The sequence below is a fragment of the Photobacterium kishitanii genome (assembly GCF_000613045.3).
Taxonomy (GTDB): domain Bacteria; phylum Pseudomonadota; class Gammaproteobacteria; order Enterobacterales; family Vibrionaceae; genus Photobacterium; species Photobacterium kishitanii.
In genome coordinates this window covers 418,163-443,779 of the sequence record NZ_LN794352.1, presented here as the reverse complement: position 1 = coordinate 443,779, position 25,617 = coordinate 418,163, and the positions used below count along the sequence as shown (strand labels likewise).

Sequence of the window (25,617 nt, the reverse complement as noted above, 5' to 3'; positions counted from 1 at the left end):
ATGACCAAAAAACGCATTTGGATCGCTGCGGGGATCATTTTAAATTCAGAGCAAGATCAGATCTTTATCACTCGTCGTGATGCCAATGCTCATCAAGGTGGGTTATGGGAATTTGCCGGTGGTAAAGTGGAGGCTAATGAAACCGCAGAGCAAGCAGTAATACGTGAACTTAATGAAGAAATTGGCATTCAAGTTACCACGCTAGCACCGTTAATTAGCCTCGCCCATGATTACCCAGATAAAGCGTTACAGTTCGATTTCTTTGCTATTACGGCATTCACCGGTGAAGCCTGCGGTAATGAGGGTCAAACTGGACTGTGGGTAGCAATTAATGAGCTTAATCAATATCCATTTCCTGAGGCGAATGCGGCTGTGCTGGCGAAGATAGTTGAGGTGTATGGGGGATAACTTATTCCATCATCCCGAAAATTGAGGCACGAAATTATTCGGGATCTACTCACAACGAGCTTGAGCCTAAAAGATACCAGAAATAATATTAACGCTACGGCGTATAGATAGTAGATTCCCTATCTCGTTCGTAACCTCGCTGTAGGGAATGACGGTAGTTTTCTTACACTGAAAATAATAACCATAAAAAAAGGTCGCTCTAGGGCGACCTTTTTTGTTACAGCTTAACGGTTATCTTAGTCGATCTTACCGTGACACTGCTTGTATTTCTTACCAGAACCACATGGACAAGGCTCATTACGGCCGATCTTACGCTCTTCACGTTCAAACGTACCTTGATGGCTATCGTCTTCTGCTTGAGATGATTCATCGACAATCTGGTTATCGGCGTTCTGATGTTGGAATTGTTGACGACGTGCTAGCATTTCAGCCATTTGACGACGCTCTTCTTCCATACGATCAACTTCTTCCTGCTGCTGTACTCGTACCTTACTTAAGATAGAGACTACATCACTCTTCAAGTTATCTAACATCTCTTCAAACAGTTCAAACGACTCGCGCTTGTACTCTTGCTTAGGGTTCTTTTGTGCATAACCGCGTAAGTGAATACCCTGACGAAGATGATCCATCGCCGCTAGGTGTTCTTTCCATAACGTATCAAGGTTTTGCAGCATTACCGTTTTTTCAAAGTTACGCAGTACTTCCGCACCAACAACTTGTTCTTTCTCACGGTAAAGCTCAAACGCTTGTTCGATAATTCTCTCACGTAACGCTTCTTCATAAAGCTTATCTTCAGTATCTAACCAATGCTTAATCGGTAGTTCTAAATCAAAGTCTTCTTTTAGACGCGCTTCTAGGCCTTCAATATCCCACATTTCTTCTAGTGATTGCTGTGGAATATAGTTATCAATAATTGCATTCAACACGTCTTCACGGTTGTGCTCAATCATCTCACTGATATCGTTAGCATTCATTAGCTCATCACGTAGTTCATATACTACCTGACGCTGATCGTTAGCCACATCATCAAATTCAAGCAATTGCTTACGAATATCAAAGTTACGTCCTTCAACTTTACGTTGCGCGTTCTCGATAGCTTTTGATACCCATGGGTGCTCAATTGCTTCACCTTCTTCCATACCTAGCTTCTTCATCATGCCTGAAACACGATCAGAGGCGAAGATACGCATGAGGCCATCTTCCATTGAAAGATAGAAACGTGAAGAACCAGCATCACCTTGACGACCAGCACGACCACGTAGCTGGTTATCGATACGACGAGATTCATGGCGCTCAGTACCAAGAATGTGCAAACCACCTGATGCTAATACTGCATCATGCTTAACCTGCCAATCAGCACGGATCTTAGCAATTTGCTCTTCAGTTGGGTTGCTAAGTTTTTCAACGTCTGTTTTCCATGAACCACCCAACATAATATCGGTACCACGACCGGCCATGTTGGTTGCGATAGTTACCGCGCCTGGCGCACCCGCTTCAGCGATAATATCAGCTTCTTTTTCGTGGAATTTAGCGTTTAGTACGTTGTGCTTGATACCGGCTTTTTTAAGTGCGTTTGATAGCATCTCTGATTTTTCAATCGAAACCGTACCCACTAGACATGGCTGACCATTTTTAACACGCTCAGTAATATCTTCACTGATCGCTGCGAATTTCTCCGCTTCAGTCATGTAGACTAAATCGCCATTATCGATACGTGCCATTGGACGGTTAGTTGGGAGTACTACCGTATCTAGGTTGTAAATAGATTGGAATTCAAACGCTTCAGTATCAGCTGTACCTGTCATACCAGATAACTTCTCGTATAGACGGAAGTAGTTCTGGAAGGTAATAGATGCCAAGGTTTGGTTTTCGTTTTGGATCTTAACGCCTTCTTTTGCTTCAACAGCTTGGTGAAGACCTTCAGACCAACGACGACCTGGCATAGTACGGCCAGTATGCTCATCGACAATGATAACTTCATCATCTTGCACGATATAATCGACGTCTTTTTCAAATAACACGTGTGCACGTAAACCGGCATTAACGTGGTGTAATAAACTAATATTAGCCGGAGAATATAGAGTGTCATTCTCAGCCATAATGTCATTTTTGATCAACAATTCTTCGATGAATTCTTGACCCGTTTCAGTAAAGTGCGCTTGCTTAGACTTTTCATCAACGGTGTAGTGACCTTCACCACGGTAATCAGCACTGTCTTCTTTATCTTGACGCACCAACAACGGGATCAGCTTGTTCACTTTGATGTACATTTCAGAGCTATCTTCAGCAGGGCCAGAGATAATCAATGGTGTACGCGCTTCATCGATTAGAATCGAGTCAACTTCATCGACAACCGCAAAGAAACGCTCACGCTGGACGCGATCTTCAGGGCGAAATGCCATGTTGTCACGCAGGTAATCAAAACCAAATTCGTTATTAGTTCCGTAAAGTATATCTGCTGCGTAAGCTTCTTTCTTCGCTGGCGGAGACATATTCGGTACGTTAACACCGACAGTCATGCCAAGGTATTCAAATAATTCGCGGTTAGTTTCGGCATCACGCGCAGCAAGATAGTCGTTCACAGTAACAATGTGAACACCTTTACCGGTTAAAGCATTAAGGTATGACGGCAATGTTGCTGTAAGAGTTTTACCCTCACCGGTACGCATTTCGGCAATTTTACAGTCATTTAAAACCATACCGCCAAGTAGCTGCACGTCAAAGTGACGCATGCCATAAACACGTTTTGATGCTTCACGAACAGTCGCGAAGGCTTCTGGTAGTAGTTGATCTAGCGTTTCGCCTTGATCTAAACGCTCACGAAATTCAGCTGTTTTTGCTTGCAGCTCATGATCTTGTAGGCTTTCAAACTGAGGTTCTAGCTTATTGATTTGATCAACAATTTTGCGCATACGACGCAGAGTGCGGTCGTTACGGCTACCGATAACTTTAGTCAGTAGTTTTGATAACATGGTGATGCCGTTTTCTCTTTGTTATATCAGCGTTTCTATTGCTGAATCGCTTAATTCGGGTTTCATTCCTTGGGGGACCTAAGCCATCCCTATCCCACAGGAATCGTCACAACGGTGACTAAGAGGTTAATCTAAAACATGTAGTAACTGATATTGTGTCGCGATAGTTGCTTTTCAAGGGCTATCATTACTATCCTAACAAAAAGCACCTTGCTCAATGCTAAACTAATACCCTTTTATTGCCATCTCAGCTAAAAAGACAATGGTCACTGACGCTTGGCAGACATATCACTCAACATATATTAACCTATACATCTGATATGATAAGTCATATTAATGTCATCGCCTATGATAAAAGCCACAGCAACGGTTTTTATCTGTGAAAAATTAAGATCGTATCCGCAAAAGTCACATTTTTATTCTGTTGAATATTCAGGAACTAAAATCATGAGAGATCATCGCCCGCAAACCCCTGCTCATCTGCTCGATAGTGATGGTCTAACGTCAATTCAACAACGCGCAGCTGCACTTAGCCAACTAGATACCGCAGTAAAAGCCCATCTAAATTGTGCCGAGCATTGTCGAGTCAGTAATTATCGCCAAGGAGTGCTGATCATTGAAACCGCATCGGCGGCGTGGTCAATGCGACTTAACTATGAACGCTACCAGTTAATGACTAAATTACGCGAAAAATTATTACCAAAATTACGCGATATCGAAGTGAAGGTAAATCCAGCACTAGCAGCAGTTGCAATTCGTAAACAAGATAAAATCCCTGACATTATTCAAAAACCGATCAGTGATGTAGCAGCACAACACTTGTTGGCAACAGCAGCTAATGCACCAGACAAAGTCAAAGCCTGTTTAGAAAGGTTGGCTAAATTAGCCCAAAAGAAAAAACACTAATGCATCTAAAGATAATCAGTTAATTGAGCATATTGCGATCACATCGCTAAGTGATAAACAACAGCTACAAAAACGCCGAACATAAATGCTCGGCGTTTTTTAATACAAGGCAATTGCGTGATTTACGCTAACACCATACCCGGTTGAGCAAAAGTGACTGGCACTTCACGCTCATCTTCAAAAGTCGACCACTCATAGGCTTCTTGGTCAGCCAATACTGCGCGCAGTAGTTGGTTGTTAAGCGCATGACCTGATTTATAAGCGCGCATCTCACCAATGATGTTATGACCACACATGTAAAGGTCGCCAATGGCATCCAATACTTTGTGAGTAACAAGTTCATTATCAAAACGCAAACCATCATCGTTCAGGATACGGTAGTCGTCCAATACAATTGCGTTATCAAAGCTACCACCAAGACACAGGTTTTGTGACTGAAGGTATTCGATATCACGCATGAAACCGAAAGTACGTGCGCGGCTAATCTTTTTAACAAAAGACTGGCTTGAAAAATCTAACACTAGACGCTGCTGATCTGAATCAATCGCAGGGTGGTTAAAGTCGATAGCAAAATCGAGACGGAAACCGTTATAAGGCACGAGTTCCGCCCACTTGTCGCCATCTTCAATGCGAACAGGCTTTTTAATACGTAAAAAACGCTTTGGCGCATTTAGCGTATCAATACCTGCTGATTGAAGCAGGTAAATAAATGGGCTTGCGCTACCATCCATAATAGGAATTTCAGGTGCATCAACTTCGATAATCACGTTATCGATACCCATACCGGCTAGTGCAGCATTCAAGTGCTCAACAGTTGAAATGCGCACGCCTTGTTCGTTAACAAGAGCTGTACATAACATGGTATCGCGCACTGAGTCTGCATTTGCAGGAAAATCCACAGGTGGATTAAGGTCAGTACGGCGATAAATCACGCCAGTATTTGCGGCTGCAGGACGCAGAATAAGCGTCACTTTACGTCCAGAGTGGAGGCCCACACCAGTCGTCTGCACAATGCTTTTAAGTGTACGTTGTCTGATCATCTGCTTTATATCTCAACGGTTAAACAAACTTTTGCTTGCAAACTAATTAGGTGAATAGAAACTATTCGCAACACCAAAATGGCGAATCGAACACTTATCATACCATAACCTAAAAAATATCCAAATAATTAACTGCGGGTGAAACAGCGCATCTTTTGTGGTGAAACAAAAGATGCAACTCTTACTTAGCTAAATTAGCTACCACAATCAATATGATGGCTATTTAGTCCGCTTGCTTACGCAAGAATGCTGGGATATCTAAGTAGTCATGATCAGCACCCTGAGATTTAGCTTGTGGTGTTTCAACAGGCTTTTCTTCAGCGATCGCAGCAGGTTTTTCCTGTGCAACAACAGGTGCTGGCTTAGATGACGTTACTAATGTGATATCTGGCTTGCACTCTTTACCAATGCCCGTTGCAACTACAGTTACACGTAGTTCATCAGTCATATCTGGGTCAAGTGAAGTACCAATAACCACGGTAGCGTTATCAGAAGCGAATGCTTTAACTGTGTTACCCACAGTTTCGAATTCGTCAAGACGCATATCCATACCAGCAGTGATGTTAACTAATACACCACGTGCGCCAGCTAGATCGATATCTTCTAGTAATGGGCTAGAAATTGCCATTTCAGCAGCTTCTTCAGCACGATCGTCACCAGCAGCAACACCACTACCCATCATTGCATGACCCATTTCCGACATTACGGTACGTACGTCCGCAAAGTCGACGTTAATCATGCCTGGGCGAGTGATTAGCTCAGCAATACCTTGAACGGCATTCTTAAGTACGTCGTTTGCTTTCGCAAAGGCATCGAGTAATGTGATACCACGACCAAGTACTTTAAGTAGCTTTTCGTTAGGAATCGTAATTAATGAATCAACATGCTTAGAAAGCTCATCAATACCTTGCTCTGCAAATGCCATACGCTTCTTACCTTCGAAGCTAAATGGTTTAGTCACAACAGCAACAGTAAGAATACCAAGCTCTTTAGCCACTTCAGCAATGATTGGCGCAGCACCAGTACCGGTACCACCACCCATGCCCGCTGCAATGAAGATCATGTCAGAGCCTTCAAGCTCTTTCTTGATTGCTTCACGATCTTCTAACGCTGAATCACGACCCACTTGTGGGTTTGCACCTGCACCCAAACCTTTAGTGATATCACCACCGATTTGAATAACAGTACTTACGCTTGTTTTACGAAGAGCTTGTGCATCAGTGTTAACACTAATGAACTGCACGCCTTCAATAGACTCACGTACCATGTGATCGACTGCATTACCGCCGCCGCCGCCAACGCCAATGACCTTAATTACAGCTTCATCAGACATTTCCATCATCGGTTCAAACATTTGTTCTCTCCGTTATCCTGTTCGCATCAGGTTTAAAAATTCTTTTCGAACCAACCACTGATTCGTGAAAATATCCCCGTTACCGAGCGTTTCGGTTCTGGTGCATTTTCATCAAATGATTGACTATCCTTTCCGTAGTGCAGTAATCCTACTGCAGTTGCATAAGGTGGAGACTGAACATAGTCAGTCAATCCACTCAGCTCAAGAGGCTGACCGATACGTACTTGATTGCGGAAAACCCGCTCAGCACATTCAGTTAAACCTTCCATCTGTGCAGCGCCCCCGGTAAGGACGATGCCTGCTGCTAGGTGGTGTTTAACACCAGCCTCTCGCAATTGATCTTGTACGGTTAGTAATTTTTGATTTACTAACCCTAGCAATTCACTATATCGAGGCTCTATCACTTCTGCTAGTGTTTGACTTTGCAAGCTCCTCGATGGACGACCACCCACACTGGGTACGTCTACCTTAGCATCTTTGCTCACCAACTCACTTAATGCACAACCGTATTTCACTTTAATATCTTCAGCGTCACCCGGCGGTGTACCAAACGCATAAGCAATATCACTAGTAACTACATTACCTGCATACGGAATCACTTCCGCATGACGTAATGCACCACCAGACCAAATAGCAAGATCCATTGTACCGCCGCCAATATCGACTACGCATACGCCGAGCTCACGCTCATCTGGGGTCAGTACAGCATGGCTTGCGGCTAACCCTGAAAAAATCAGATGATCAACACTTAAACCACAACGCTCTACTGCTTTAACGATGTTGCGCGCCATGTCGTTATGACAAGTGATCAAGTGAACACTTGCTTCCATACGAACACCTGATAAACCAACTGGGTTTTTAATACCCTCTTGGTAATCAATCGCAAATTCTTGTGGAATCACATGCAACGTACGTTGCTCATCGCTTATTTTTACTGATTTCGCCGTATGAATAACATTATCGACGTCATCTTGAGTCACTTCTTTATCAGAAATCGGCACCATGCCTTTTTCTGTTTGGCAACTAATATGTTTACCTGATAGCGACAAACACACGGAACCAATTTGGCAATCAGCCATGAGTTCAGCCTGATCAACAGCACGCTGAACTGACTTCACTACTGATTCAAGGTCATTAACCCCACCTTTATCCATTCCGCGTGACGGGCTGCTACCTACACCAATAACATTAACATTGCCATCGGGTAGGACCTCCCCAACCAAAGCACAAACTTTGGAAGTGCCGATATCAAGACCAACTATGAGTTTTTTATCTGCAGCCTTAGTCATCAGTGCACGCTCTTATTTTTTGTCGACGCATGATTATCATACTCCGACTTTGTTTTCCAACCCACAGCTGCGCCAGTATCATAACGCAAATCTACATAATCAATCGGTTTATCCTGCTTCAATAACTCAGGATAAATCTCGATAAAACGTTTTATACGTTGCATTCGAGCTTCATGCCCTAATTGAAGTATAATTCCATTTTTTAATACCACGCGCCAAGAACGACGTTCATTAAATGCTAATGACGCAATCCCAAAACCCGCTTTTTTCAGTACCGGACGCATTTCACGCAATCCAGCTAAAACTTCTTGGCTAGTGCCTTTCGGACCAATCAGGTTCGTTAACCCTAATCCTGCAACTTGTAATGCCGGCGCCTTAAAAACATCGCCAGCACGGTTAACTAGATAAGTTCCGTTCCATTCAGCGATAGGCTGATTTTCAACCAAAAACACTTTAATAGTATTCGGCCACTGTTTACGTACAGCAGCTTGAGCAACCCAAGGCAATGCCTCTACGGATGCTTGAATACTATTCACATCTTGGGTCATAAAAGTGCCCAGATGGTGAAGATTTAAAATTGACTGCCTAACATCATCTTTAGTCAGATAATGCAGCTGCCCTTGAATTACTAAATTTGACAATGGTAATCGATTTGCATCTGTCATCCAGTCTTTAGTAGCACTGACAAGCCAAACCGTAAAACCAATGACAAAGATAAAAAACGCTAATCCACCCCAGCGTTTTAAGCCACGAGGAGAGGATGATATATGCTCTTTATTTACGACTTGTTCAGTCATCGCGTGTCTATTTACCTTACCATTTCAGCCAAACCATTCCATAAAGGTATTTTATGATGGTGCGCTCAATCAGGTATAACGAGCAAAGTTAAACGATTATACCGAGCAACTCGACCCACTCCAACACTCATGAGGCGTTTTCCGAGCATAACCTGACAATAAATTTATCTATTTGTCGAGAAATCGCAAAAAATAGCGATCACTGGCGATGGAATATCCAATTTACAGCCAGTGATCAATAGTTACGACATCATCAGTAACAAATAATGCCCTCTAGGCATCATTCTGCATAACCGCGATATTCAACTGTAATTCAGCTAATTGGCGGGCTATTTTGCCAACATCGCCTGCACCTTGTGTCAGAACTAAATCATCATTTTGGATAATATTGGCTAAAATTGCAGGCAGATTCTCTGCTTGCGGTACAAATATAGGATCGATTTTAGCTCGAGAACGAATAGTACGACATAATGAACGGCTATCCGCACCAGCAATTGGGGTTTCACCAGCCGCATAAACATCAAGCATCACTAGCACATCAACTTGTTCTAGCACATTAGCAAAATCATCATATAAATCACGAGTACGGCTATAACGGTGCGGCTGGAATACCATTACTAAACGCTTATTCGGCCAACCAGCACGTGCGGCTTGAATCGTCACATCGACTTCACTCGGGTGATGACCATAATCATCCACCAACATCACGTTACCATTGCCAGTTTCAAACTCACCAAGGTGATCAAAGCGACGCCCCGTACCTTCAAACTCAATTAAAGCACGCATGATGGCATCATCACTAACACCTTCTTCAGTCGCGACAGCAATAGCAGCAGTCGCATTAAGTGCATTGTGTTTTCCCGGAATATTAAGGGTAATATTCAACGCTGGTTTGTCATTCCGCAGTACCGTGAAGTGACCTTGCTGACCAGTTTGAGTATAGTTAACTAATCGCACATCAGCATCTTCGGCAAAACCATAAGTCAACATTGGGCGACCAACACGTGGTAATAATTCACGCACCACAGGATCATCAATACACATCACAGCTAAACCATAAAATGGTAAGTTATGGATAAAATCAATGAAGGTCTGCTTGAGCACTTCAAAGTCACCACCATAAGTATCCATATGATCAGCTTCTATGTTAGTGACCACACACACCATCGGTTGCAAATGTAAAAACGAGGCATCACTTTCATCAGCTTCAGCAATTAAATAACGACTACAACCTAAGCGAGCATTAGTACCTGCACTTTTAACTAGACCACCATTAACAAACGTTGGATCAAGCCCAGCTTCAGAGTAAATTTGAGTAGCTAGAGCGGTAGTCGTCGTTTTCCCATGAGTACCCGCAATCGCAATACCATGACGATAGCGCATTAACTCAGCCAACATTTCAGCACGACGTACTACAGGAATACGTAATTCTGTTGCAGCTAATAATTCAGGGTTTTGCTTGTTGATAGCGGTTGATGCCACCACCACACTAGCACCAGTAACATTTTCAGCCGCATGACCAAAAAAGATCTCAGCACCTTTCGCTGTCAGACGATTGGTTACCGCATTAGGTGCAATATCTGAACCACTAATACGATAACCTTCATTTACTAATACTTCTGCGATGCCGCTCATGCCTGCACCACCAATACCAACAAAGTGAATACGTTCGACTCGGCGCATCTCGGGCACCATAGTTCGAATCTTTGCTAATTGCTGGTTATCCAGTTTACTCATCACTTTGTTCCTGTTTAATTCTTTGCTAGTGATTTGATCACATCAGCGACACGTTGGTCTGCGTCAATGATAGCAGCATTGCGCGCCGCACAAGCCATGTGCTCAAGCGCAATACGATTTAATAAATTAATTTGTTGAGCTAAACCGTCAACAGTTAATTGTGGTTGCTCAATCATTTTAGCTGCGCCACAAGCAACTAAATGTTCAGCATTTAATGCTTGCTGACGATCTTTGTGCATAAACGGAATAAAGATTGCTCCTACTCCAGCAGCCGATAGCTCTGAAACGGTTAATGCGCCTGAACGACAAACCACTAAATCAGCCCAGCCATAAGCAGCAGCAACATCATCAATAAACTCAGTCACCTTATGTGGTGTTTGAGTATCTTTGGCATAGGCCTGTTCAGTCGACTGCTGATTACCTTTACCAGCTTGATGCCAGATAGTCACATGCTCACCTAAGATTGCGGCAACTTCAGGCATAGTCTGGTTTAAAATACGTGCCCCTTGACTCCCCCCCATAACCAAAATGCGAATCGGTCCACTACGTTCAGCAAAACGTTGTTTAGGGTCAGCCAATAATGTCACATCTTCACGAACTGGGTTACCGACGACTTGCTTGTCTTTAAATGCGCCAGGGAAAGCTTGCAACACTTTACTGGCAATTTTCGCTAGCCATTGATTGGTTAAACCTGCGACTGCATTTTGTTCGTGCAGTACCACCGGAATACCAAGCGACCAAGCTGCTACACCACCGGGACCACTGACATACCCCCCCATGCCAAGCACCACATCAGGCTGCCATGCTTGCATGTATTTACGGGCTTGAAAAATCGCTTTGATAATTTTAAATGGTGCGCCGAGTAACGATACAATACCGCTGCCACGTAGGCCTTTTACTTTAATAAAATCAATATCAATACCATGCTTTGGTACTAACTCCGCTTCCATGCGATCCGCTGTGCCTAACCAGCGAATTTCCCAACCTTGTTGCTGTAATTGACGTGCAACTGCAAGTCCAGGGAATACGTGACCACCAGTACCACCAGCCATCACTAATAAACGTTTATTCTTTGTCATTAGAATGCTTTTTATCTTGTTCTAGTTGTGAATGATCAGCAGTTGCTAGGCTCTGTAAACCTAAAGATCCTTGCTCAACCGCTACTTCCATATTATCTAATGCTTCATCATCAACATCAGCCGGTTGCTCTGATGAGAATTTAGCGGCAACCCGTTGTTCAAAATCAATACGAATCAAAATCGCCACGGCGGCAGCCATAATAAATAAGCTCGAACCACCATAACTGATCAAGGGTAACGTTAAGCCTTTAGTCGGTACAATACCTGCCGCCGCACCAACGTTAACTAAAGTTTGGAATGCAAACCAAATACCAAATCCAGATGCCAGATAGCCACCAAAAAGCAAGCCATCTTCAAGACATTTGCGGCCAATCATGATCGCTTTAAACACTAACGCAAATAACAGCGTTAATACCACGATAACGCCAATCAAACCTAATTCTTCGGCTAACACGGCAAACACAAAGTCAGTATGTGCTTCAGGAAGGTAAGCCAGTTTTTGAATCGAGTTACCTAAGCCTTGACCAAACCAGTCACCGCGGCCAAATGCCATTAATGACTGGGTTAACTGATAGCCACTACCGTACGGATCTTGCCATGGATTTAAGAATGAGGTGACTCGTCGTAGACGATAGGGCTCAAATACGATCAACATCGTAATCCCTCCCATCGCGAGTCCAATCATGACTAAGAACTGCCATAACCGAGCACCAGCAAGAAACAGCATCCCAATCGTACCAACGAACATTACTACAAACGATCCTAAGTCAGGCTGTTGTAGTAATAGAAATCCCATAATACCAAGTACGGCAATAGGTTTAAGAAAACCAGCGACACTGCCTCTAACTTCTTTATTTTTACGGACTAAATAACCAGCCAGAAACACAAATAACGATAGTTTAGCGACTTCAGCAGGCTGCAAGTTAAACACTCCAAGTGGAATCCAACGTGCAGCACCATTAACCGAACGACCGATGACCAATACCACGATCAATAATAAGATCGAAGTGAGTAACATCGGTACGCTATATTTTTCCCATTTTGTTAATGGAACTTGCATTACAATCGCTGCAATCACTAATGAACACGCGAGAAAAAACGCATGTCGAAGTGCAAAGAAGAAAGGAATACCAGTAAGACGAGTAGCGACAGGTATAGATGCTGAGGTAACCATGACTAAACCAGTAATCATTAAGGCGATTGCTATCCACACTAATTGGCGATCATACAGAATCGGTTTAGCTGGCTTTAAAAACCAGCCTGACACTACCGATAATCCGTTACGGGCCATTTTAAACATTACATATTTCCTGAGACTGAATCTTGAAGCCGAATGGCTTGTTCAACAAAAGCATCACCGCGTGCCATAAAGTTGGCGAATTGATCCCAACTGGCACATGCCGGTGATAATAAAACCATATCGCCAGCGTGTACTGTTGCTGCTGCACGATCCATTGCTTCACTCATGGTGTCGACATTTATCGCATCCTCTACGAGTTCGCTAAATAAATGGCCATCACGCCCAAAACAATAAAGTTGTACATTTAAGTCAGCAAGAACAGGTTTAAGTTCACTGAAATCAGCACCTTTACCATCGCCGCCCATTAATAAATGCAGTTTACCAGCCAGTTGCAAGCCGGTTAATGCTGCCACAGTGCTCGCAAGATTGGTGGCTTTAGAGTCATTAACCCATTTAACACCATGCTGATTAACCGCAAGTTGGCAACGATGGGCAAGGCCGGTGTAACGACGCATTGCTTGGCAAGCAGAGTGGCGATCAATACCAACCGCATCAGCTAACGCTAATGCCGCTAAACAGTTAGCCACATTATGACGCCCAACTAAAGCGATCTCACTAACTGCCATCAATGGCTCACCCGCTATAGCGAGCCATTCCTCACCATCTACGATCACTAAACCATAATCGCTACTATCAAAACCAAAACTGGTCATGTTACCGCTAAATAACGGTTTAGTCGCGAGATCATCACGGTTATAAACGGCTAATTTGGCATGATTAAAAATGCGCATTTTAGCGTTACTATAATCCGTTAAACCGCCAGGATAGCGATCCATATGATCTTCAGACAGATTTAAATATACCGCCGCTTCAAGCACCAACGATGAGGTAGTTTCTAACTGAAAACTTGATAGCTCTAACACATAAAGATCATGATCCTGTGCCAGCATATCAAGCGCTGCAAAACCAATATTACCGCCAACACCAACATTAATGCCGGCTTCTTTAGCCATTTCACCGACTAAACTAGTAACAGTACTTTTGCCATTAGAACCAGTGATTGCAATCACTGGTTTATTAACCGCGCGTGCAAATAACTCAATATCACCCACCAGCTCAATCCCTGATTGAGCTGCTAATAATAATTCTGGCGTGGCTAATGCAATCCCAGGGCTCGCGACAATCAGATCAGCATCTAACAGCCACTGTAAGTTCCACTGCCCGGCACATAAATCAACACCAGCGGGCAATTGATCTTGGCCTAGTGGGTTATCACGAGTATCAATCACTTTAATATCCAGTGATTGCGGTAATCGTCCTAAATGGTGAACTACTGACAGACCAGTCATTCCAAGTCCAATCACCACAACCTTATTGATACCTACCAAGCCATTCATGTTAACGCACCTTCAATGTTGCTAATGCAATCAATACCAGCATCAACGTGATAATCCAAAAACGGACAATAACACGTGGTTCTGGCCAGCCTTTTAATTCATAGTGATGGTGAATCGGTGCCATTCTAAAGATACGTTGGCCACGTAATTTAAATGAGCCAACTTGTAAGATTACCGACACCGTTTCCATCACAAACACGCCACCCATGATCACCAATAAGAATTCTTGACGAACTAACACTGCAATCGTACCTAGCGCACCACCTAATGCTAATGAGCCGACATCACCCATAAATACTTGCGCAGGATAAGTGTTAAACCATAGGAAACCTAAACCTGCACCAACAATAGCTGTACATAGAATAACCAATTCACCGGCATTACTTAGGTAAGGAATATGCAGGTATTCTGCATAGTTGTAGTTACCAGTAGCCCACGCAATAAAAGCAAAACCTGCGGCAACCATTACCGTCGGCATAATTGCAAGACCGTCTAAGCCATCGGTTAAGTTAACCGCATTACTGGTACCAACAATCACAAAATAGGTCAGTACAATATAAGACAAACCTAACTGCGGCATCACATCTTTAAAAAACGGCAATACTAATTGCGTTGCTGCGGTATCTTTGCCGTAAGCATAAAGTGCAAAAGCAACCACGAGGGCGATAGCTGATTGCCAGAAATATTTCCAACGAGCAATTAAGCCATCAGTATTTTTATGTACGACTTTGCGATAATCATCAACAAAACCCACCACACCATAGCCCAGCATAACTACCAAAACAGCCCATACATAAGGGTTGCTAAGATCACACCACAGCAATACGGTTAAGGTAATTGCAGCTAAAATCATCAAGCCGCCCATGGTTGGCGTACCGCGCTTACTGAAATGTGACTCAGGGCCATCATGACGCACAACTTGACCAATTTGCAGCATCTGCAATCGAGCAATCATTCGAGGGCCTAACCACAACGAAAACAGTAGCGCCGTTAAAATACTCATGATGGCGCGGAACGTCAGGTATTCAAACAGACGGAAAAAAGGGATTGAGGACTGAAAGTGGTCAGCTAACCAGTAAATCATTATTTATCTTCCTGCAAGGCAATAATAACGTCTTCCATATGTGAACTACGCGCACCTTTGGCAAGCACAGTCACTTGTGAAGCATGTTGTTGGTGTAATTGTTGTTTAAGTTCATCGATCAACGCAGTTTTATCGCTAAAATGCTGACCATTATTTAATTCACTGACAACAGCACTGGCACGACCAAATGTCATCACACCATCAAACTGTTTATCGCGTGCATATTCGCCCACTTCTCGGTGTAAACTCTCACTTTCGTCACCAAGTTCAGCCATATCACCGAGAATAAAGTAGCGCTTACCACTGAAACTATGTAGCACATCAATCGCTGCTTTCACAGAAGCAACACTGGCATTATAGGTATCATCGATTAACCGTAACCCTGAACGTGGTTCAGAGATCGCTAACCGACCTTTAACATTAGTCACGGTTTCTAAACCCTGTTTTACCTCTGTTAAGCTGGCACCTAATGCCATGGTTAATGCCGCGGCTGCCAATGCATTACTAACATTATGAATGCCAGCTAAGGTTAACTTGATATCAATAGCACCCATCGGGGTTTGCATGGTAAAACACGCTAAACCTTGCTGGTTAAGATTTATCTCAGTCGCAAAATAATCAGCGCTATTCATCGTTGCCGAAAAGCTGACTACATTGTGGTTAGATAACGTTGGCTGCCACATTGCAAGTTGATTAGAATCAAGATTTATCACCGCCTGCCCTTGTGCGGCTAATCCTTCAAAAATTTCACCTTTGGCTTTAGCCACCCCGAGTAATGAACCAAATCCCTCAAGGTGAGCGGCAGCAAGATTATTAATCAAAGCCACATCAGGTTTAACTAACGCAGTCGTGTAAGCAATTTCGCCTAAATGATTAGCACCAAGCTCAATCACGGCATAGTTATCGGTAGGAGTTAAACGCAATAATGTTAATGGCACCCCTATATCATTATTAAAGTTTCCCGCAGTTGCTAACACTTTACCTTTGGTCGCTAAAATTGCTGCAGCCATTTCTTTAACGGTGGTTTTGCCACAACTTCCCGTTAATGCGAGGGTTTTTAATCCATACTCAGCCGTCATTTTAGCTTTTAACCATGCGCCTAACTGACCTAAAGCTTGATGAGTATCAGCAACCACTAATTGTGGAATATCTAATCCTAATGGCTTACTGACTAATAATGCTTTAGCACCGTTTTCAACCGCTTTGTGACAAAAGTCATGGGCATCAAAACGCTCACCAATAAGAGCAATAAATAAGGTATTATCGCCGATCACGCGAGTATCAGTTGATACCGCAGCAATCTCAATATCCTCACCAATTAACTCTGCGGCTAATACCGATTGTAAGTGACTCAGTTGAACCTTGATCATGGAAGTTCTCTAAATAATGCGGCCACAGTTTCGCGGTCTGAATAGTGGATCGTACGATCTGCAAGAATTTGGTAATCTTCATGGCCTTTACCTGCGACCAAAATAATATCATTAGCCTTCGCATGCGTAAGTGCATAAGCGCACGCTTGAGCACGATCATGAATGATCGTAGCAGCCGTCGCGACGGTTAATCCTGCTTGCATATCGAGCATAATTTGCTGTGGATCTTCACTGCGAGGATTGTCATCGACTAAAATAATATGATCAGCATACTGTTCTGCAATTGCAGCCATCATTGGTCGTTTACCGCTATCACGATCACCACCACAGCCAAATAAACACCACAGTTGACCATCACAGTGTACACGTAATGCTTGCAGTGCTTTGTCGAGCGCATCAGGGGTGTGCGCATAATCAACGACCATCATTGCTTTATCAGCTTGTGGTGCCTGAAAAACTTCCATACGGCCAATCACAGCTTGTAAGCGTGGTGCAACGGCTAACAGTTGTGGTAATGAGTGCCCACTAACTAATAACGTTGCCAATGCCAACAATAAGTTAGTCGCATTAAATGAACCCACTAATGGTGCGGTAAAGTTACCATTACCCCAGCTTGATTCGAAACAAATCGTCACACCTTGAGTACTAAAGTCGACGGCAGTCGCCCACAATTTTGGTCCAGAGTGTGCTACCACAGCCTCAGCATTCATCGCGACTGCAACCGCTTGTGGTAAATCAGCTAACCATTGCTGACCAATAGCGTCATCGGCATTAATCACCGCTACACCACTGTCATGTTCAGTAAATAAGCTTTTTTTCGCCGCTGCGTAATGAGCCATATCACCATGATAATCAAGATGATCACGACTCAGATTAGTAAAGATACTGGCAACAAAATGTAATGCACTAACACGGCCTTGTACTAAACCATGAGAGGACACTTCCATCGCAGCAAAATTAGCACCTTGAGTAACTAATTCCGCTAACGTTTGTTGAACTTCAATCGCACTACCGGTGGTGTTTGCCGCAGGCTGAAGATCGGTTAACAAACCATTGCCTGTCGTCCCCATCACACCAGCACGATAACCAATTAAATCAGCCCACTGTGCCAATAATTGGCTAATGGTCGTTTTACCATTGGTGCCCGTTACTGCATACAATTTAAGTTTACTATCAGGCTCGGCATAAAAACGCCCAGCAATAGCAGATAACTTATGGCCTAGATGGTGTAGATAGATAATGATGATCCCATCTTGAAACTGGATCTCTCCATCACTAGCAACACCTTCAGCTTCTGCAACAATGGCGCTCGCACCAGCTGCAATAGCATTGGCAATAAAACGACGCCCATCGACTGTATGGCCATTAACCGCGGCAAATAAACATCCTGCCGTTACTTGGCGGCTATCCAATGTCATCGTAGTTAACAACAATTGTGCATATTCAGCTGGCACATTTTTGGCTGTTAACCAAGGCGCTAACAAAGCGCCTAATTGTACTTCCTGCTTAACCAATGCCATGATCACACTCATTTATCTATTTTTAGCGTATCAGCATCTGGCGGCACGTTTAGGATCTGTAGTGCACCACCAAGTACTTTTGATAAAATTGGCGCAGCAACTGCACCACCATAGAATTTATCACCTTTAGGCTCATTCACCATTACCACTATCGCTAAGCGCGGATGACTGATCGGAGCCACACCAACAGTATATGAGAAGTAATCATTACCGTAACCACCAGCAATCGCTTTCTTCGCAGTACCGGTTTTAACACCAACGCGATAGCCTGGAACAGCAGCACGCCAACCACCACCACCACCGGCTTTATCGGTAACAGACTCAATCATCAACAGAATTTTCTTAGCAATTTTAGGATCGAGTACTTGCTCTCCCGGAACCACTTTTTCTGTTTTTAAAATTGATAATGGTCGTTTAATACCGTAAGCACCTAAGGTAGTGTAAGCATGCAGTAATTGAATTGGCGTTAACGAAATACCGTAACCATAAGCCAAGGTAGCGCGCCCAATATCTGACCAACGATAACGGTTAGGGAAGTGACCCGTCGTTTCACCAATTAAGTTGATCCCTGATGGCTCATCAAAGCCAACTTTACGGTAGGTATCAAGAATGTCTTCGACTGGCATTGCTAACGATAATTTACTTACACCGATATTACTCGATTTCTGTAAAATACGTTGTACGGTCGCTAGTGGTTCAATTCGTGATACGTCAGTGATCACTTTGCTACCTACACGGAAATGCTTACTTTGCGGAATATTAATTAGCGTATGTTCATTGACGACACCATTTTTGAGTGCGGTATAAACCACAAATGGCTTCACCGTTGAACCCGGTTCAAAAGTATCGGTGATCACCCGATTACGCATTTTATATGGCTGACGATCATTACGATCATTGGGGTTAAATGATGGCGCATTAACCATTGCGAGAATTTCACCAGTACGCACATCTGAAATCGCAATACTGACCGAAGTGGCAGGAATATCCATCACCCCTTCTTTCGCGGCACGATAAGCAATCGCTTGAATGCGCTGATCAATACTTAACTCTAACGGTTTACCTGGCTGACGGCTTTGCTGAGAAATATTTTCGACTACTCGACCATAGCGATCTTTACGTACAGTACGGCGTCCCGGCTCACCCGTTAACCAACCATCATAGGTTTTTTCGATACCATCAAGTCCATGACCATCAATACCAGTAAAACCGATTAATTGGGCACTAACTTCACCAGAAGGATAAAAACGACGTGACTCAGCTCGTAAGCCAATACCTGGTAATTTTAATTTCTCGACGTAATTAGCCATCGGTGGGCTAACTTGGCGCGCAAGATAAATGAATTTTCGATTTTTATTTTTTTCGAGTCGTTGCAGCAGTTTGGTGCGGTCAAGATCAAGCACATCGGCAAGCGCATTCCAACGCTTAGTTTCACTTAAACCACCGTGTTTAAAGATCTCAACTGGGTTAGCAAATACTGCCTGTACTGGCACACTAACGGCAAGTTGCTCACCGTTACGATCGGAAATAATACCACGTGCGGAAGGCATTAATTGCACTCGCAACGAACGGGCATCACCCTCTTGAATAAGACGGCCTGGTTCAAGCACTTGAATATAGGCAGCACGAGCAATTAGGCCAAAGAAACCTAATAAAATAAAACCACAGATGATCATAAAACGCCATTTTAAAAATGGCGTGCTCTTAGGACTAACCTTGGTATTTTTATTTGAACGATTAAATAATTTCATCTTTTAATGTATAACAATTTCATTATCGACAGATGGACGTTGCATTTTGAGTTCAGTTTCAGCTAATCGTTCAATACGACTGTGCTCTGCAAGTGAGTTTTCTTCAAGGATCTGATTTCGCCACTCGACATCATAGTTCTCACGTTGCATTAGCAATTTTTCTTGCTTGGCAATTAATTGACGAGATTCATGAGTAACATAAACAACAGATAAGGCAGATATGAGGATAGTAAAGGCTAGAATCAGCGGTACCAACCCGACCGTGACGAGGTCTCGTCCGATCAGGCTAGCCAGATTCATTGAAGATTCTGTTGGTTTCATAGACGCTCGGCCAAACGTAATACTGAACTACGAGCACGGGTATTATAACCAAGTTCATTTTGTGACGGTTTAATTGCTTTACCTACAGGTTTCATATCAGCACTACCAAGTGCTTTAATTTGATCTTCTGTCAATGGTAAGCCCGCGGGCACATCAGGCCCTTTACTTTGCTTACGGATAAAGCGTTTTACCATGCGATCTTCCAATGAATGGAAACTAATCACAGATAAACGGCCACCAGCAGCAAGCGTGTTCATTGCACCATGCAACGCAGTATCAATCTCTTCTAATTCGCTATTAATATAAATACGAATAGCCTGGAAGCTGCGGGTCGCAGGGTGCTTATGTTTATCTCTAAAAGGAGAGACTTCAGCAATAAGACTGGCCAATTCACGCGTACGTGTTAATGGCTCTTTCTCTGGGTTTTCACGATGTTCAACAATACCGCGTGCAATACGCTTAGCGAAACGTTCTTCGCCAAACTCTTTCAGTACCCATGCAATATCATCAGCATCAGCTTCTGCTAACCATTCAGCAGCAGACATACCTGAAGTAGGATCCATACGCATATCCAATGGACCATCACGCATAAAGCTAAAACCGCGTTCAGCATCATCAAGCTGTGGTGACGAAACACCTAAATCAAGTAGGACACCGTCAACACGACCAATAAGATCACGTTCTTGCATGTATTTTTCCATGCCAGAAAATGGGCCATGAATAATTTCAAAACGTGGATCATCAATTTTTTGTGCTTCTGCAATCGCTTGAGGATCGCGATCAATACTATAAAGGCGACCATTGTCACCCAATTTTGAAAGAATTAAACGGCTGTGACCGCCGCGACCGAAGGTTCCATCAATATAGATACCATCGGGTTTAATGGCTAACCCGTCTACTGATTCATTAAGTAAAACGGAGACGTGCTCAAATTGCTCAGACATAAATATAATTTCAGCTAAAGTGAAAGCTCACTAAGGCGCGGGGAAGATTCCGGCGCATCCTCAGCCTGAAGGTCGATATCATGTTCGATTTGCTGTTGCCATAAAGGCGCAGACCAGATTTCAAATTTATTTAACTGGCCGACGACCATAATTCTATTCGCTAACTGAGCATATTGTCTTAACGTCGGTGGAATTAATATCCTTCCCTGCGCATCCAATTCACATTCGCTAGCATGCCCAAGCAATAATCGTTGCAATCGGCGCTCTGCGGGGTGAAGGCTGGATAGACGTACTAATTTAGCTTCAATTCGTTCCCATTCATCGATGGGATATAGCAACAAGCAACAAAACTGGTGATCGATAGTACAAACAAAGTGTCCCTGACATTGCTCAATTAATGACGCTCGGTAACGCTTCGGCATTGCCCAACGACCTTTATCATCAATAACAACGTTAGTGGCACCTCTTAACATTTGGGGATCTCGGTTGAATTACACGATAAAAGAGTACGTTAATTACTCACTTTAGCAGAATAACAACAAAGATAATAAGACAACACCACTTTTCCCCACAAATTCCCACCACAAAGTGTACGTATGAGACAAAAACGATGTCAAGCAATTGGCTGTAATTCAGACACACTTCTAACAGTGGCGAATAAACCTGATTGCGAAATGTAATTTTGGCGGAAAATAAAACGAAAAAAAGGTGGTGCTTGTAATCAAACACCACCTTCTCTAAATGTAGGGAGTCGGTCGATAAGCCGGGTTTTGTTCCGCTTTCGCGGCGGCAATCATTCGTCTAGGTCTGCAATCGCTCACAGACTCAAGCAACCTACCCGTCCCCAACGCGGGCCGCGCCATTAGGGACCTATTTGGTCTTGCTCCGGGTGGAGTTTACCCTGCCACAAACTATTACTAGCCGCGCGGTGCGCTCTTACCGCACCCTTTCACCCTTACCTGTGCACCATTGCAAGCAATGGGCCATCGGCGGTTTGCTCTCTGCTGCACTTGTCGTGGGCTTGCGCCCCCCAGACGTTATCTGGCACCCTGCCCTGTGGAGCCCGGACTTTCCTCCCCTCCATTGATTTCCCGAAGGTTACCAACGAAGCAGCGATTACCTGACCAACTCCGCCGTGAATTGTATAAGACTACGCTCACAGTTACCAGTGAAAAAATCACCAAAGTTACAGCTTGAACAAAAAACCAACGTCTGATTTTAATTCGTTGATAAAAACCACGCCCTCGTCTCAAGTCAGCAAATTAACTGGCGTAAGCTAGGTCGCTTTACTCAAGATTTTCAAGACCCCATTTATACAAGGCATTTTTCTTGGCACCATGAATTTCAGCGGTTAGTGCTGCTGCTTTTTTAAGAGGCAACTCTTTAGCCAATAATGTTAGCGTCCGTAAAACCTCACTAGGCAGATCATCTTTCTGAGCACGATGACCAGCCACTAAAATTACCATCTCGCCACGAACACGATTACTGTCCTCAGCTAACCAGTCAATCAACTCGCCAAGTGGTGCGCCATGGATAGTTTCATAAGTTTTTGTTAACTCACGCGCTAATACTACTTGGCGATCAGGGCCAAGCACGGCTAACATATCACTTAGGGAATCATTAATACGATGTGGCGACTCATAAAAGATCAATGTTCGTGCATCGTCGGCTAATGCTTGAAAACAGTCGCGGCGACCTTTACTTTTTGGAGGAAGAAAACCTTCAAAACTGAAACGGTCAGAAGGCAAACCTGAACCACTCAACGCTGTAATCACAGCACATGGACCTGGTAATGGCACAACTTTAACACCCGCATGACGACAGCGATTAACAAGATGATACCCTGGATCACTGATCAGCGGCGTACCAGCATCTGATACAAGCGCGATGCTAGTACCTGCCTGAAGTTTCTCAATCAAAAAGTCAGCTTTTTGCTGTTCATTATGATCGTGAAGCGCAAAGGTGCGGGTCGAGATAGAGAAATGGGACAACAATCGCGATGTATGACGTGTATCTTCAGCAGCAATTAAATCTACGTTTGCTAATACGTCTAATGCACGCTGCGTTATATCAGCAAGATTACCGATAGGTGTCGGTACGATGTATAAAGTTGCGACATCTACCATGCCTGAATTGCTCTCACTCATTTGTCTAAGATCTCATCTGCAATTAATATCAAGAGTAATTTGTCACAGTTGAATAAATTCAATGCCCAATTTTACCCATAAGCGTAAAAGTGTATCACGACTGATGGCGCCTGTAGCCCTTGCTGTTGCTTTAGCAGGGTGTAGCACGCCAAACCTGTACAACCAGCAGGTTCCATTAACGGATATCACTGCGGTAGCCGCTCAAAGCTCAGCCGCCTATTTAAATAAAGTTAACACCAGTGATGGCGCAGAGCGCATTAACTGGGAGATCATGGCTGTTAAAGCGATGATCCTCGAAAATAAATGGCAACAAGCCGATCAATGGATTGCTAAATTATCTCAACAATCTATGAGCCCAACCCAAATTGCGGAGTGGCAACTCGCACGCGCAATGGTACGTGAGCATCAGGGTCAACCACAAGCGGCACTGAACAGCTTAAACTTTCAGCCATCGTGGCAACTAACCAAGAGCCAGTATCAACGTTATTACACTTTACGTGCAAATCTGTTGGAGCAGTTAAACCATCCGTTCCAAGCAGCACGTGAACGTACTAAGCTTGATTACTATTTAGAGCAAAGTCAAAAAGCCGCTAACTGGCAGCAAGTTTGGCATGATCTGTCTGGTTATACTAATGCTCAATTAGGCAGCGTTAAGCTCACCGATAATGATAGTGTCCTGAAAGGTTGGGTTGAACTCGCAATGTTGAAAAACAATGCGGCGATGCAGCCAATGCAACTAAAACAAGCACTTGAACAATGGCTACATCGCCATCCTTATCATCCCGCAAATCAATATTTACCGGCAGAGCTAAAAGCGTTAATCGACATGAAAGCGATTAAGCTGGATAATATCGCCTTATTGTTGCCACTCTCAGGTCGTTTTGCAGCTCAAGGTAAAGCCGTTCGTGATGGTTTTATTAATTCGATGATGGATGATAAAAATCGCGATGCGGATAGCGAGCTCAATATTTACGATACTGAAGCACAATCAATGCCAGATATCATGGCGCAGCTACAGCATAACGGTACTCAGTTTGTTGTCGGCCCGCTACGTAAAAATGTTATTACTGAGTTTCAACAAGACAATACCAGCCATATCAATATGCTGGCATTAAACATGCCACCACAAATCAGTAATAACAAACCCAATGCTTGCTATTTTGCTTTATCACCAGAACAAGAAGCACAGCAAGCCGCAGAACGTATTTACGCCCAAGGGCACCGCAATCCAGCGATATTAGTGCCATCTAATGGCTTCGGTCAACGAGTTGCACAAGCGTTTAACCAACAATGGTTACAGCTTGATAATCAACCAGCGCTAATCGTTAATTTTGGTAGCCGCGCTGAGATACCTCAGCAAATTAAAAGCGCTTTTACCAGCGGTGCAGGCAGCCATGTTGATGCTATTTATATGGTCGCCAGTCGTAACGAAGTAATGATGCTAAAACCTTTCATTGAAGCATCAATGCCTCCAAGTGGCGATCCAGCCCAAATATACGCAAGCTCACGCAGTAATCCAGATAGTCACAATACCAATCGTGAATTGCGAGGTATCGAAGTCAGTGATATTCCATTACTCATCAACCCACAACCGGGTTATATGGAACGCTTTAATCAACTGTGGCCAAATCAAGGTAATACCAGTATTCGTTTACATGCATTTGGCATGGATGCTTACTCAATAGCTAAAAAGTTACCTGAGATGCGTGCAAATAGTGATTACACCGTACAGGGTGAAACTGGACAATTATCCGTGAATAACTACTGTGTTGTTCAGCGTCAAATGGATTGGGGGAAGTTTAGTAGTCAAGGTATAACGCCGCTAACTGCAACGCATACGCCAACGGCACCTATCTCTAGTGCAGCTGATAATATTACTCTTATCAATGGTGAGACTTCTGCCCAATAAACGTCAAATTGGCCAAGCCTATGAACAAATGGCGGAACAATTTTTGTGCCGCCATAATTTGACGCCTATTGCACGAAATTTTAGCTGTCGCAGTGGTGAAATTGATTTAATCATGCGACAAGGTAAATGTTTGGTGTTTATTGAAGTAAAATACCGAACCCAAGCTCACTATGGATCAGCCGTTGAAGCGGTAAATTGGCGTAAACAACAAAAACTCAAACGCGCAGCTTTTTTTTGGTTACACAAAAATGGCTTCTCAATTGAGCATAGTCAATTTCGCTTTGATGTGATTGCTATCCAAGGTCATCACCACCACATTGAGTGGTTTACTAACATATTAGTTGAAGGTTAG

21 protein-coding genes and 1 other RNA gene are annotated in these 25,617 nt (G+C 43.5%); 4 read left to right on the top strand and 18 right to left on the bottom strand.

What is annotated here, in order from left to right:
• Complete coding sequence (gene mutT / locus PPBDW_RS02320) at positions 1–408, top strand: 8-oxo-dGTP diphosphatase MutT (protein WP_036793224.1); 408 nt, start codon at positions 1–3, stop codon at positions 406–408.
• A 236-nt stretch (positions 409–644) separates the two neighbouring features.
• Here mutT and secA read toward each other — a convergent pair whose 3' ends face one another.
• A complete protein-coding gene (secA, locus tag PPBDW_RS02315; protein ID WP_036793223.1) occupies positions 645–3,380 on the bottom strand; it encodes a preprotein translocase subunit SecA in 2,736 nt (911 codons plus the stop codon).
• Between the two features lie 447 nt (positions 3,381–3,827).
• Here secA and PPBDW_RS02310 point away from each other — a divergent pair, with 447 nt between their 5' ends.
• Complete coding sequence (locus tag PPBDW_RS02310) at positions 3,828–4,286, top strand: DUF721 domain-containing protein (RefSeq protein ID WP_036793222.1); 459 nt, start codon at positions 3,828–3,830, stop codon at positions 4,284–4,286.
• Between the two features lie 122 nt (positions 4,287–4,408).
• On the opposite strand, the gene lpxC is transcribed toward PPBDW_RS02310, so the two are convergent.
• From lpxC to rsmI, 17 genes are all read right to left on the bottom strand, one after another.
• The gene (gene lpxC, locus PPBDW_RS02305; RefSeq protein ID WP_036793221.1) at positions 4,409–5,326 is read right to left on the bottom strand and encodes a UDP-3-O-acyl-N-acetylglucosamine deacetylase; all 918 of its coding nucleotides are present in this window, start codon (positions 5,324–5,326) and stop codon (positions 4,409–4,411) included.
• Positions 5,327–5,549: 223 nt separating this feature from the next.
• Positions 5,550–6,680: a cell division protein FtsZ gene (gene ftsZ, locus PPBDW_RS02300; RefSeq protein ID WP_036793220.1), complete on the bottom strand. Its 1,131-nt coding sequence runs from the start codon at positions 6,678–6,680 to the stop codon at positions 5,550–5,552.
• Positions 6,681–6,712: 32 nt separating this feature from the next.
• Entirely contained in the window at positions 6,713–7,969 is a 1,257-nt protein-coding gene (gene ftsA, locus PPBDW_RS02295; protein WP_036793219.1) for a cell division protein FtsA, read from the bottom strand.
• A complete protein-coding gene (locus tag PPBDW_RS02290) occupies positions 7,969–8,766 on the bottom strand; it encodes a cell division protein FtsQ/DivIB (RefSeq protein WP_036793217.1) in 798 nt (265 codons plus the stop codon). Before PPBDW_RS02290 ends, ftsA begins: the two co-directional genes overlap by 1 nt.
• A 273-nt stretch (positions 8,767–9,039) precedes the next feature.
• Positions 9,040–10,503, bottom strand: coding sequence for a UDP-N-acetylmuramate--L-alanine ligase (gene murC / locus PPBDW_RS02285; protein ID WP_036793215.1), 1,464 nt, complete (start codon positions 10,501–10,503; stop codon positions 9,040–9,042).
• A gap of 14 nt (positions 10,504–10,517) precedes the next feature.
• Positions 10,518–11,582 (bottom strand): undecaprenyldiphospho-muramoylpentapeptide beta-N-acetylglucosaminyltransferase, encoded by a 1,065-nt coding sequence (gene murG, locus PPBDW_RS02280; protein WP_036793213.1) that lies wholly within the window; start codon positions 11,580–11,582, stop codon positions 10,518–10,520.
• Positions 11,569–12,882 carry a cell division protein FtsW gene (gene ftsW, locus PPBDW_RS02275; RefSeq protein ID WP_036793211.1) on the bottom strand — a complete coding sequence of 438 codons (1,314 nt, stop codon included), beginning with the start codon at positions 12,880–12,882 and terminating at the stop codon, positions 11,569–11,571. Before ftsW ends, murG begins: the two co-directional genes overlap by 14 nt.
• On the bottom strand, positions 12,882–14,219 hold the full coding sequence (murD, locus tag PPBDW_RS02270; protein ID WP_036793209.1) for a UDP-N-acetylmuramoyl-L-alanine--D-glutamate ligase: 1,338 nt from the start codon (positions 14,217–14,219) through the stop codon (positions 12,882–12,884). Before murD ends, ftsW begins: the two co-directional genes overlap by 1 nt.
• Position 14,220: 1 nt before the next feature.
• Positions 14,221–15,303 carry a phospho-N-acetylmuramoyl-pentapeptide-transferase gene (gene mraY, locus PPBDW_RS02265; RefSeq protein WP_036793207.1) on the bottom strand — a complete coding sequence of 361 codons (1,083 nt, stop codon included), beginning with the start codon at positions 15,301–15,303 and terminating at the stop codon, positions 14,221–14,223.
• On the bottom strand, positions 15,303–16,673 hold the full coding sequence (gene murF / locus PPBDW_RS02260; RefSeq protein ID WP_036793206.1) for a UDP-N-acetylmuramoyl-tripeptide--D-alanyl-D-alanine ligase: 1,371 nt from the start codon (positions 16,671–16,673) through the stop codon (positions 15,303–15,305). Before murF ends, mraY begins: the two co-directional genes overlap by 1 nt.
• Positions 16,670–18,193, bottom strand: a complete 1,524-nt coding sequence (gene murE, locus PPBDW_RS02255) for a UDP-N-acetylmuramoyl-L-alanyl-D-glutamate--2,6-diaminopimelate ligase (protein ID WP_036793204.1) — start codon at positions 18,191–18,193, stop codon at positions 16,670–16,672. Before murE ends, murF begins: the two co-directional genes overlap by 4 nt.
• An 8-nt stretch (positions 18,194–18,201) precedes the next feature.
• Complete coding sequence (locus tag PPBDW_RS02250; protein WP_036793202.1) at positions 18,202–19,944, bottom strand: penicillin-binding transpeptidase domain-containing protein; 1,743 nt, start codon at positions 19,942–19,944, stop codon at positions 18,202–18,204.
• Positions 19,945–19,947: 3 nt separating this feature from the next.
• Entirely contained in the window at positions 19,948–20,265 is a 318-nt protein-coding gene (gene ftsL / locus PPBDW_RS02245; protein WP_036793200.1) for a cell division protein FtsL, read from the bottom strand.
• Positions 20,262–21,209, bottom strand: coding sequence for a 16S rRNA (cytosine(1402)-N(4))-methyltransferase RsmH (gene rsmH, locus PPBDW_RS02240; protein ID WP_036793197.1), 948 nt, complete (start codon positions 21,207–21,209; stop codon positions 20,262–20,264). The genes ftsL and rsmH overlap by 4 nt, the downstream gene beginning before the upstream one ends.
• Positions 21,210–21,223: 14 nt before the next feature.
• Entirely contained in the window at positions 21,224–21,682 is a 459-nt protein-coding gene (mraZ, locus tag PPBDW_RS02235; RefSeq protein WP_036793196.1) for a division/cell wall cluster transcriptional repressor MraZ, read from the bottom strand.
• Positions 21,683–21,952: 270 nt separating this feature from the next.
• Positions 21,953–22,341, bottom strand: an RNA gene (gene rnpB / locus PPBDW_RS02230) — RNase P RNA component class A.
• A 154-nt stretch (positions 22,342–22,495) separates the two neighbouring features.
• Positions 22,496–23,356 (bottom strand): 16S rRNA (cytidine(1402)-2'-O)-methyltransferase, encoded by an 861-nt coding sequence (rsmI, locus tag PPBDW_RS02225; protein ID WP_036793194.1) that lies wholly within the window; start codon positions 23,354–23,356, stop codon positions 22,496–22,498.
• A gap of 61 nt (positions 23,357–23,417) precedes the next feature.
• On the opposite strand from rsmI, the gene PPBDW_RS02220 reads away from it, so the two are divergent.
• Entirely contained in the window at positions 23,418–25,265 is a 1,848-nt protein-coding gene (locus tag PPBDW_RS02220; RefSeq protein ID WP_081045137.1) for a penicillin-binding protein activator, read from the top strand.
• Positions 25,243–25,617, top strand: coding sequence for a YraN family protein (locus tag PPBDW_RS02215; protein ID WP_036793192.1), 375 nt, complete (start codon positions 25,243–25,245; stop codon positions 25,615–25,617). The genes PPBDW_RS02220 and PPBDW_RS02215 overlap by 23 nt, the downstream gene beginning before the upstream one ends.

What these genes read in the sequence shown, in the direction of transcription:
- mutT (WP_036793224.1), top strand. Translation starts at nt 1, where the DNA reads ATGACCAAAAAACGCATTTGGATCGCTGCGGGGATCATTTTAAATTCA.
- secA (WP_036793223.1), bottom strand. Translation starts at nt 3,380, where the DNA reads ATGTTATCAAAACTACTGACTAAAGTTATCGGTAGCCGTAACGACCGC.
- PPBDW_RS02310 (WP_036793222.1), top strand. Translation starts at nt 3,828, where the DNA reads ATGAGAGATCATCGCCCGCAAACCCCTGCTCATCTGCTCGATAGTGAT.
- lpxC (WP_036793221.1), bottom strand. Translation starts at nt 5,326, where the DNA reads ATGATCAGACAACGTACACTTAAAAGCATTGTGCAGACGACTGGTGTG.
- ftsZ (WP_036793220.1), bottom strand. Translation starts at nt 6,680, where the DNA reads ATGTTTGAACCGATGATGGAAATGTCTGATGAAGCTGTAATTAAGGTC.
- ftsA (WP_036793219.1), bottom strand. Translation starts at nt 7,969, where the DNA reads ATGACTAAGGCTGCAGATAAAAAACTCATAGTTGGTCTTGATATCGGC.
- PPBDW_RS02290 (WP_036793217.1), bottom strand. Translation starts at nt 8,766, where the DNA reads ATGACTGAACAAGTCGTAAATAAAGAGCATATATCATCCTCTCCTCGT.
- murC (WP_036793215.1), bottom strand. Translation starts at nt 10,503, where the DNA reads ATGAGTAAACTGGATAACCAGCAATTAGCAAAGATTCGAACTATGGTG.
- murG (WP_036793213.1), bottom strand. Translation starts at nt 11,582, where the DNA reads ATGACAAAGAATAAACGTTTATTAGTGATGGCTGGTGGTACTGGTGGT.
- ftsW (WP_036793211.1), bottom strand. Translation starts at nt 12,882, where the DNA reads ATGTTTAAAATGGCCCGTAACGGATTATCGGTAGTGTCAGGCTGGTTT.
- murD (WP_036793209.1), bottom strand. Translation starts at nt 14,219, where the DNA reads ATGAATGGCTTGGTAGGTATCAATAAGGTTGTGGTGATTGGACTTGGA.
- mraY (WP_036793207.1), bottom strand. Translation starts at nt 15,303, where the DNA reads ATGATTTACTGGTTAGCTGACCACTTTCAGTCCTCAATCCCTTTTTTC.
- murF (WP_036793206.1), bottom strand. Translation starts at nt 16,673, where the DNA reads ATGATCAAGGTTCAACTGAGTCACTTACAATCGGTATTAGCCGCAGAG.
- murE (WP_036793204.1), bottom strand. Translation starts at nt 18,193, where the DNA reads ATGGCATTGGTTAAGCAGGAAGTACAATTAGGCGCTTTGTTAGCGCCT.
- PPBDW_RS02250 (WP_036793202.1), bottom strand. Translation starts at nt 19,944, where the DNA reads ATGAAATTATTTAATCGTTCAAATAAAAATACCAAGGTTAGTCCTAAG.
- ftsL (WP_036793200.1), bottom strand. Translation starts at nt 20,265, where the DNA reads ATGAAACCAACAGAATCTTCAATGAATCTGGCTAGCCTGATCGGACGA.
- rsmH (WP_036793197.1), bottom strand. Translation starts at nt 21,209, where the DNA reads ATGTCTGAGCAATTTGAGCACGTCTCCGTTTTACTTAATGAATCAGTA.
- mraZ (WP_036793196.1), bottom strand. Translation starts at nt 21,682, where the DNA reads ATGTTAAGAGGTGCCACTAACGTTGTTATTGATGATAAAGGTCGTTGG.
- rsmI (WP_036793194.1), bottom strand. Translation starts at nt 23,356, where the DNA reads ATGAGTGAGAGCAATTCAGGCATGGTAGATGTCGCAACTTTATACATC.
- PPBDW_RS02220 (WP_081045137.1), top strand. Translation starts at nt 23,418, where the DNA reads ATGCCCAATTTTACCCATAAGCGTAAAAGTGTATCACGACTGATGGCG.
- PPBDW_RS02215 (WP_036793192.1), top strand. Translation starts at nt 25,243, where the DNA reads ATGGTGAGACTTCTGCCCAATAAACGTCAAATTGGCCAAGCCTATGAA.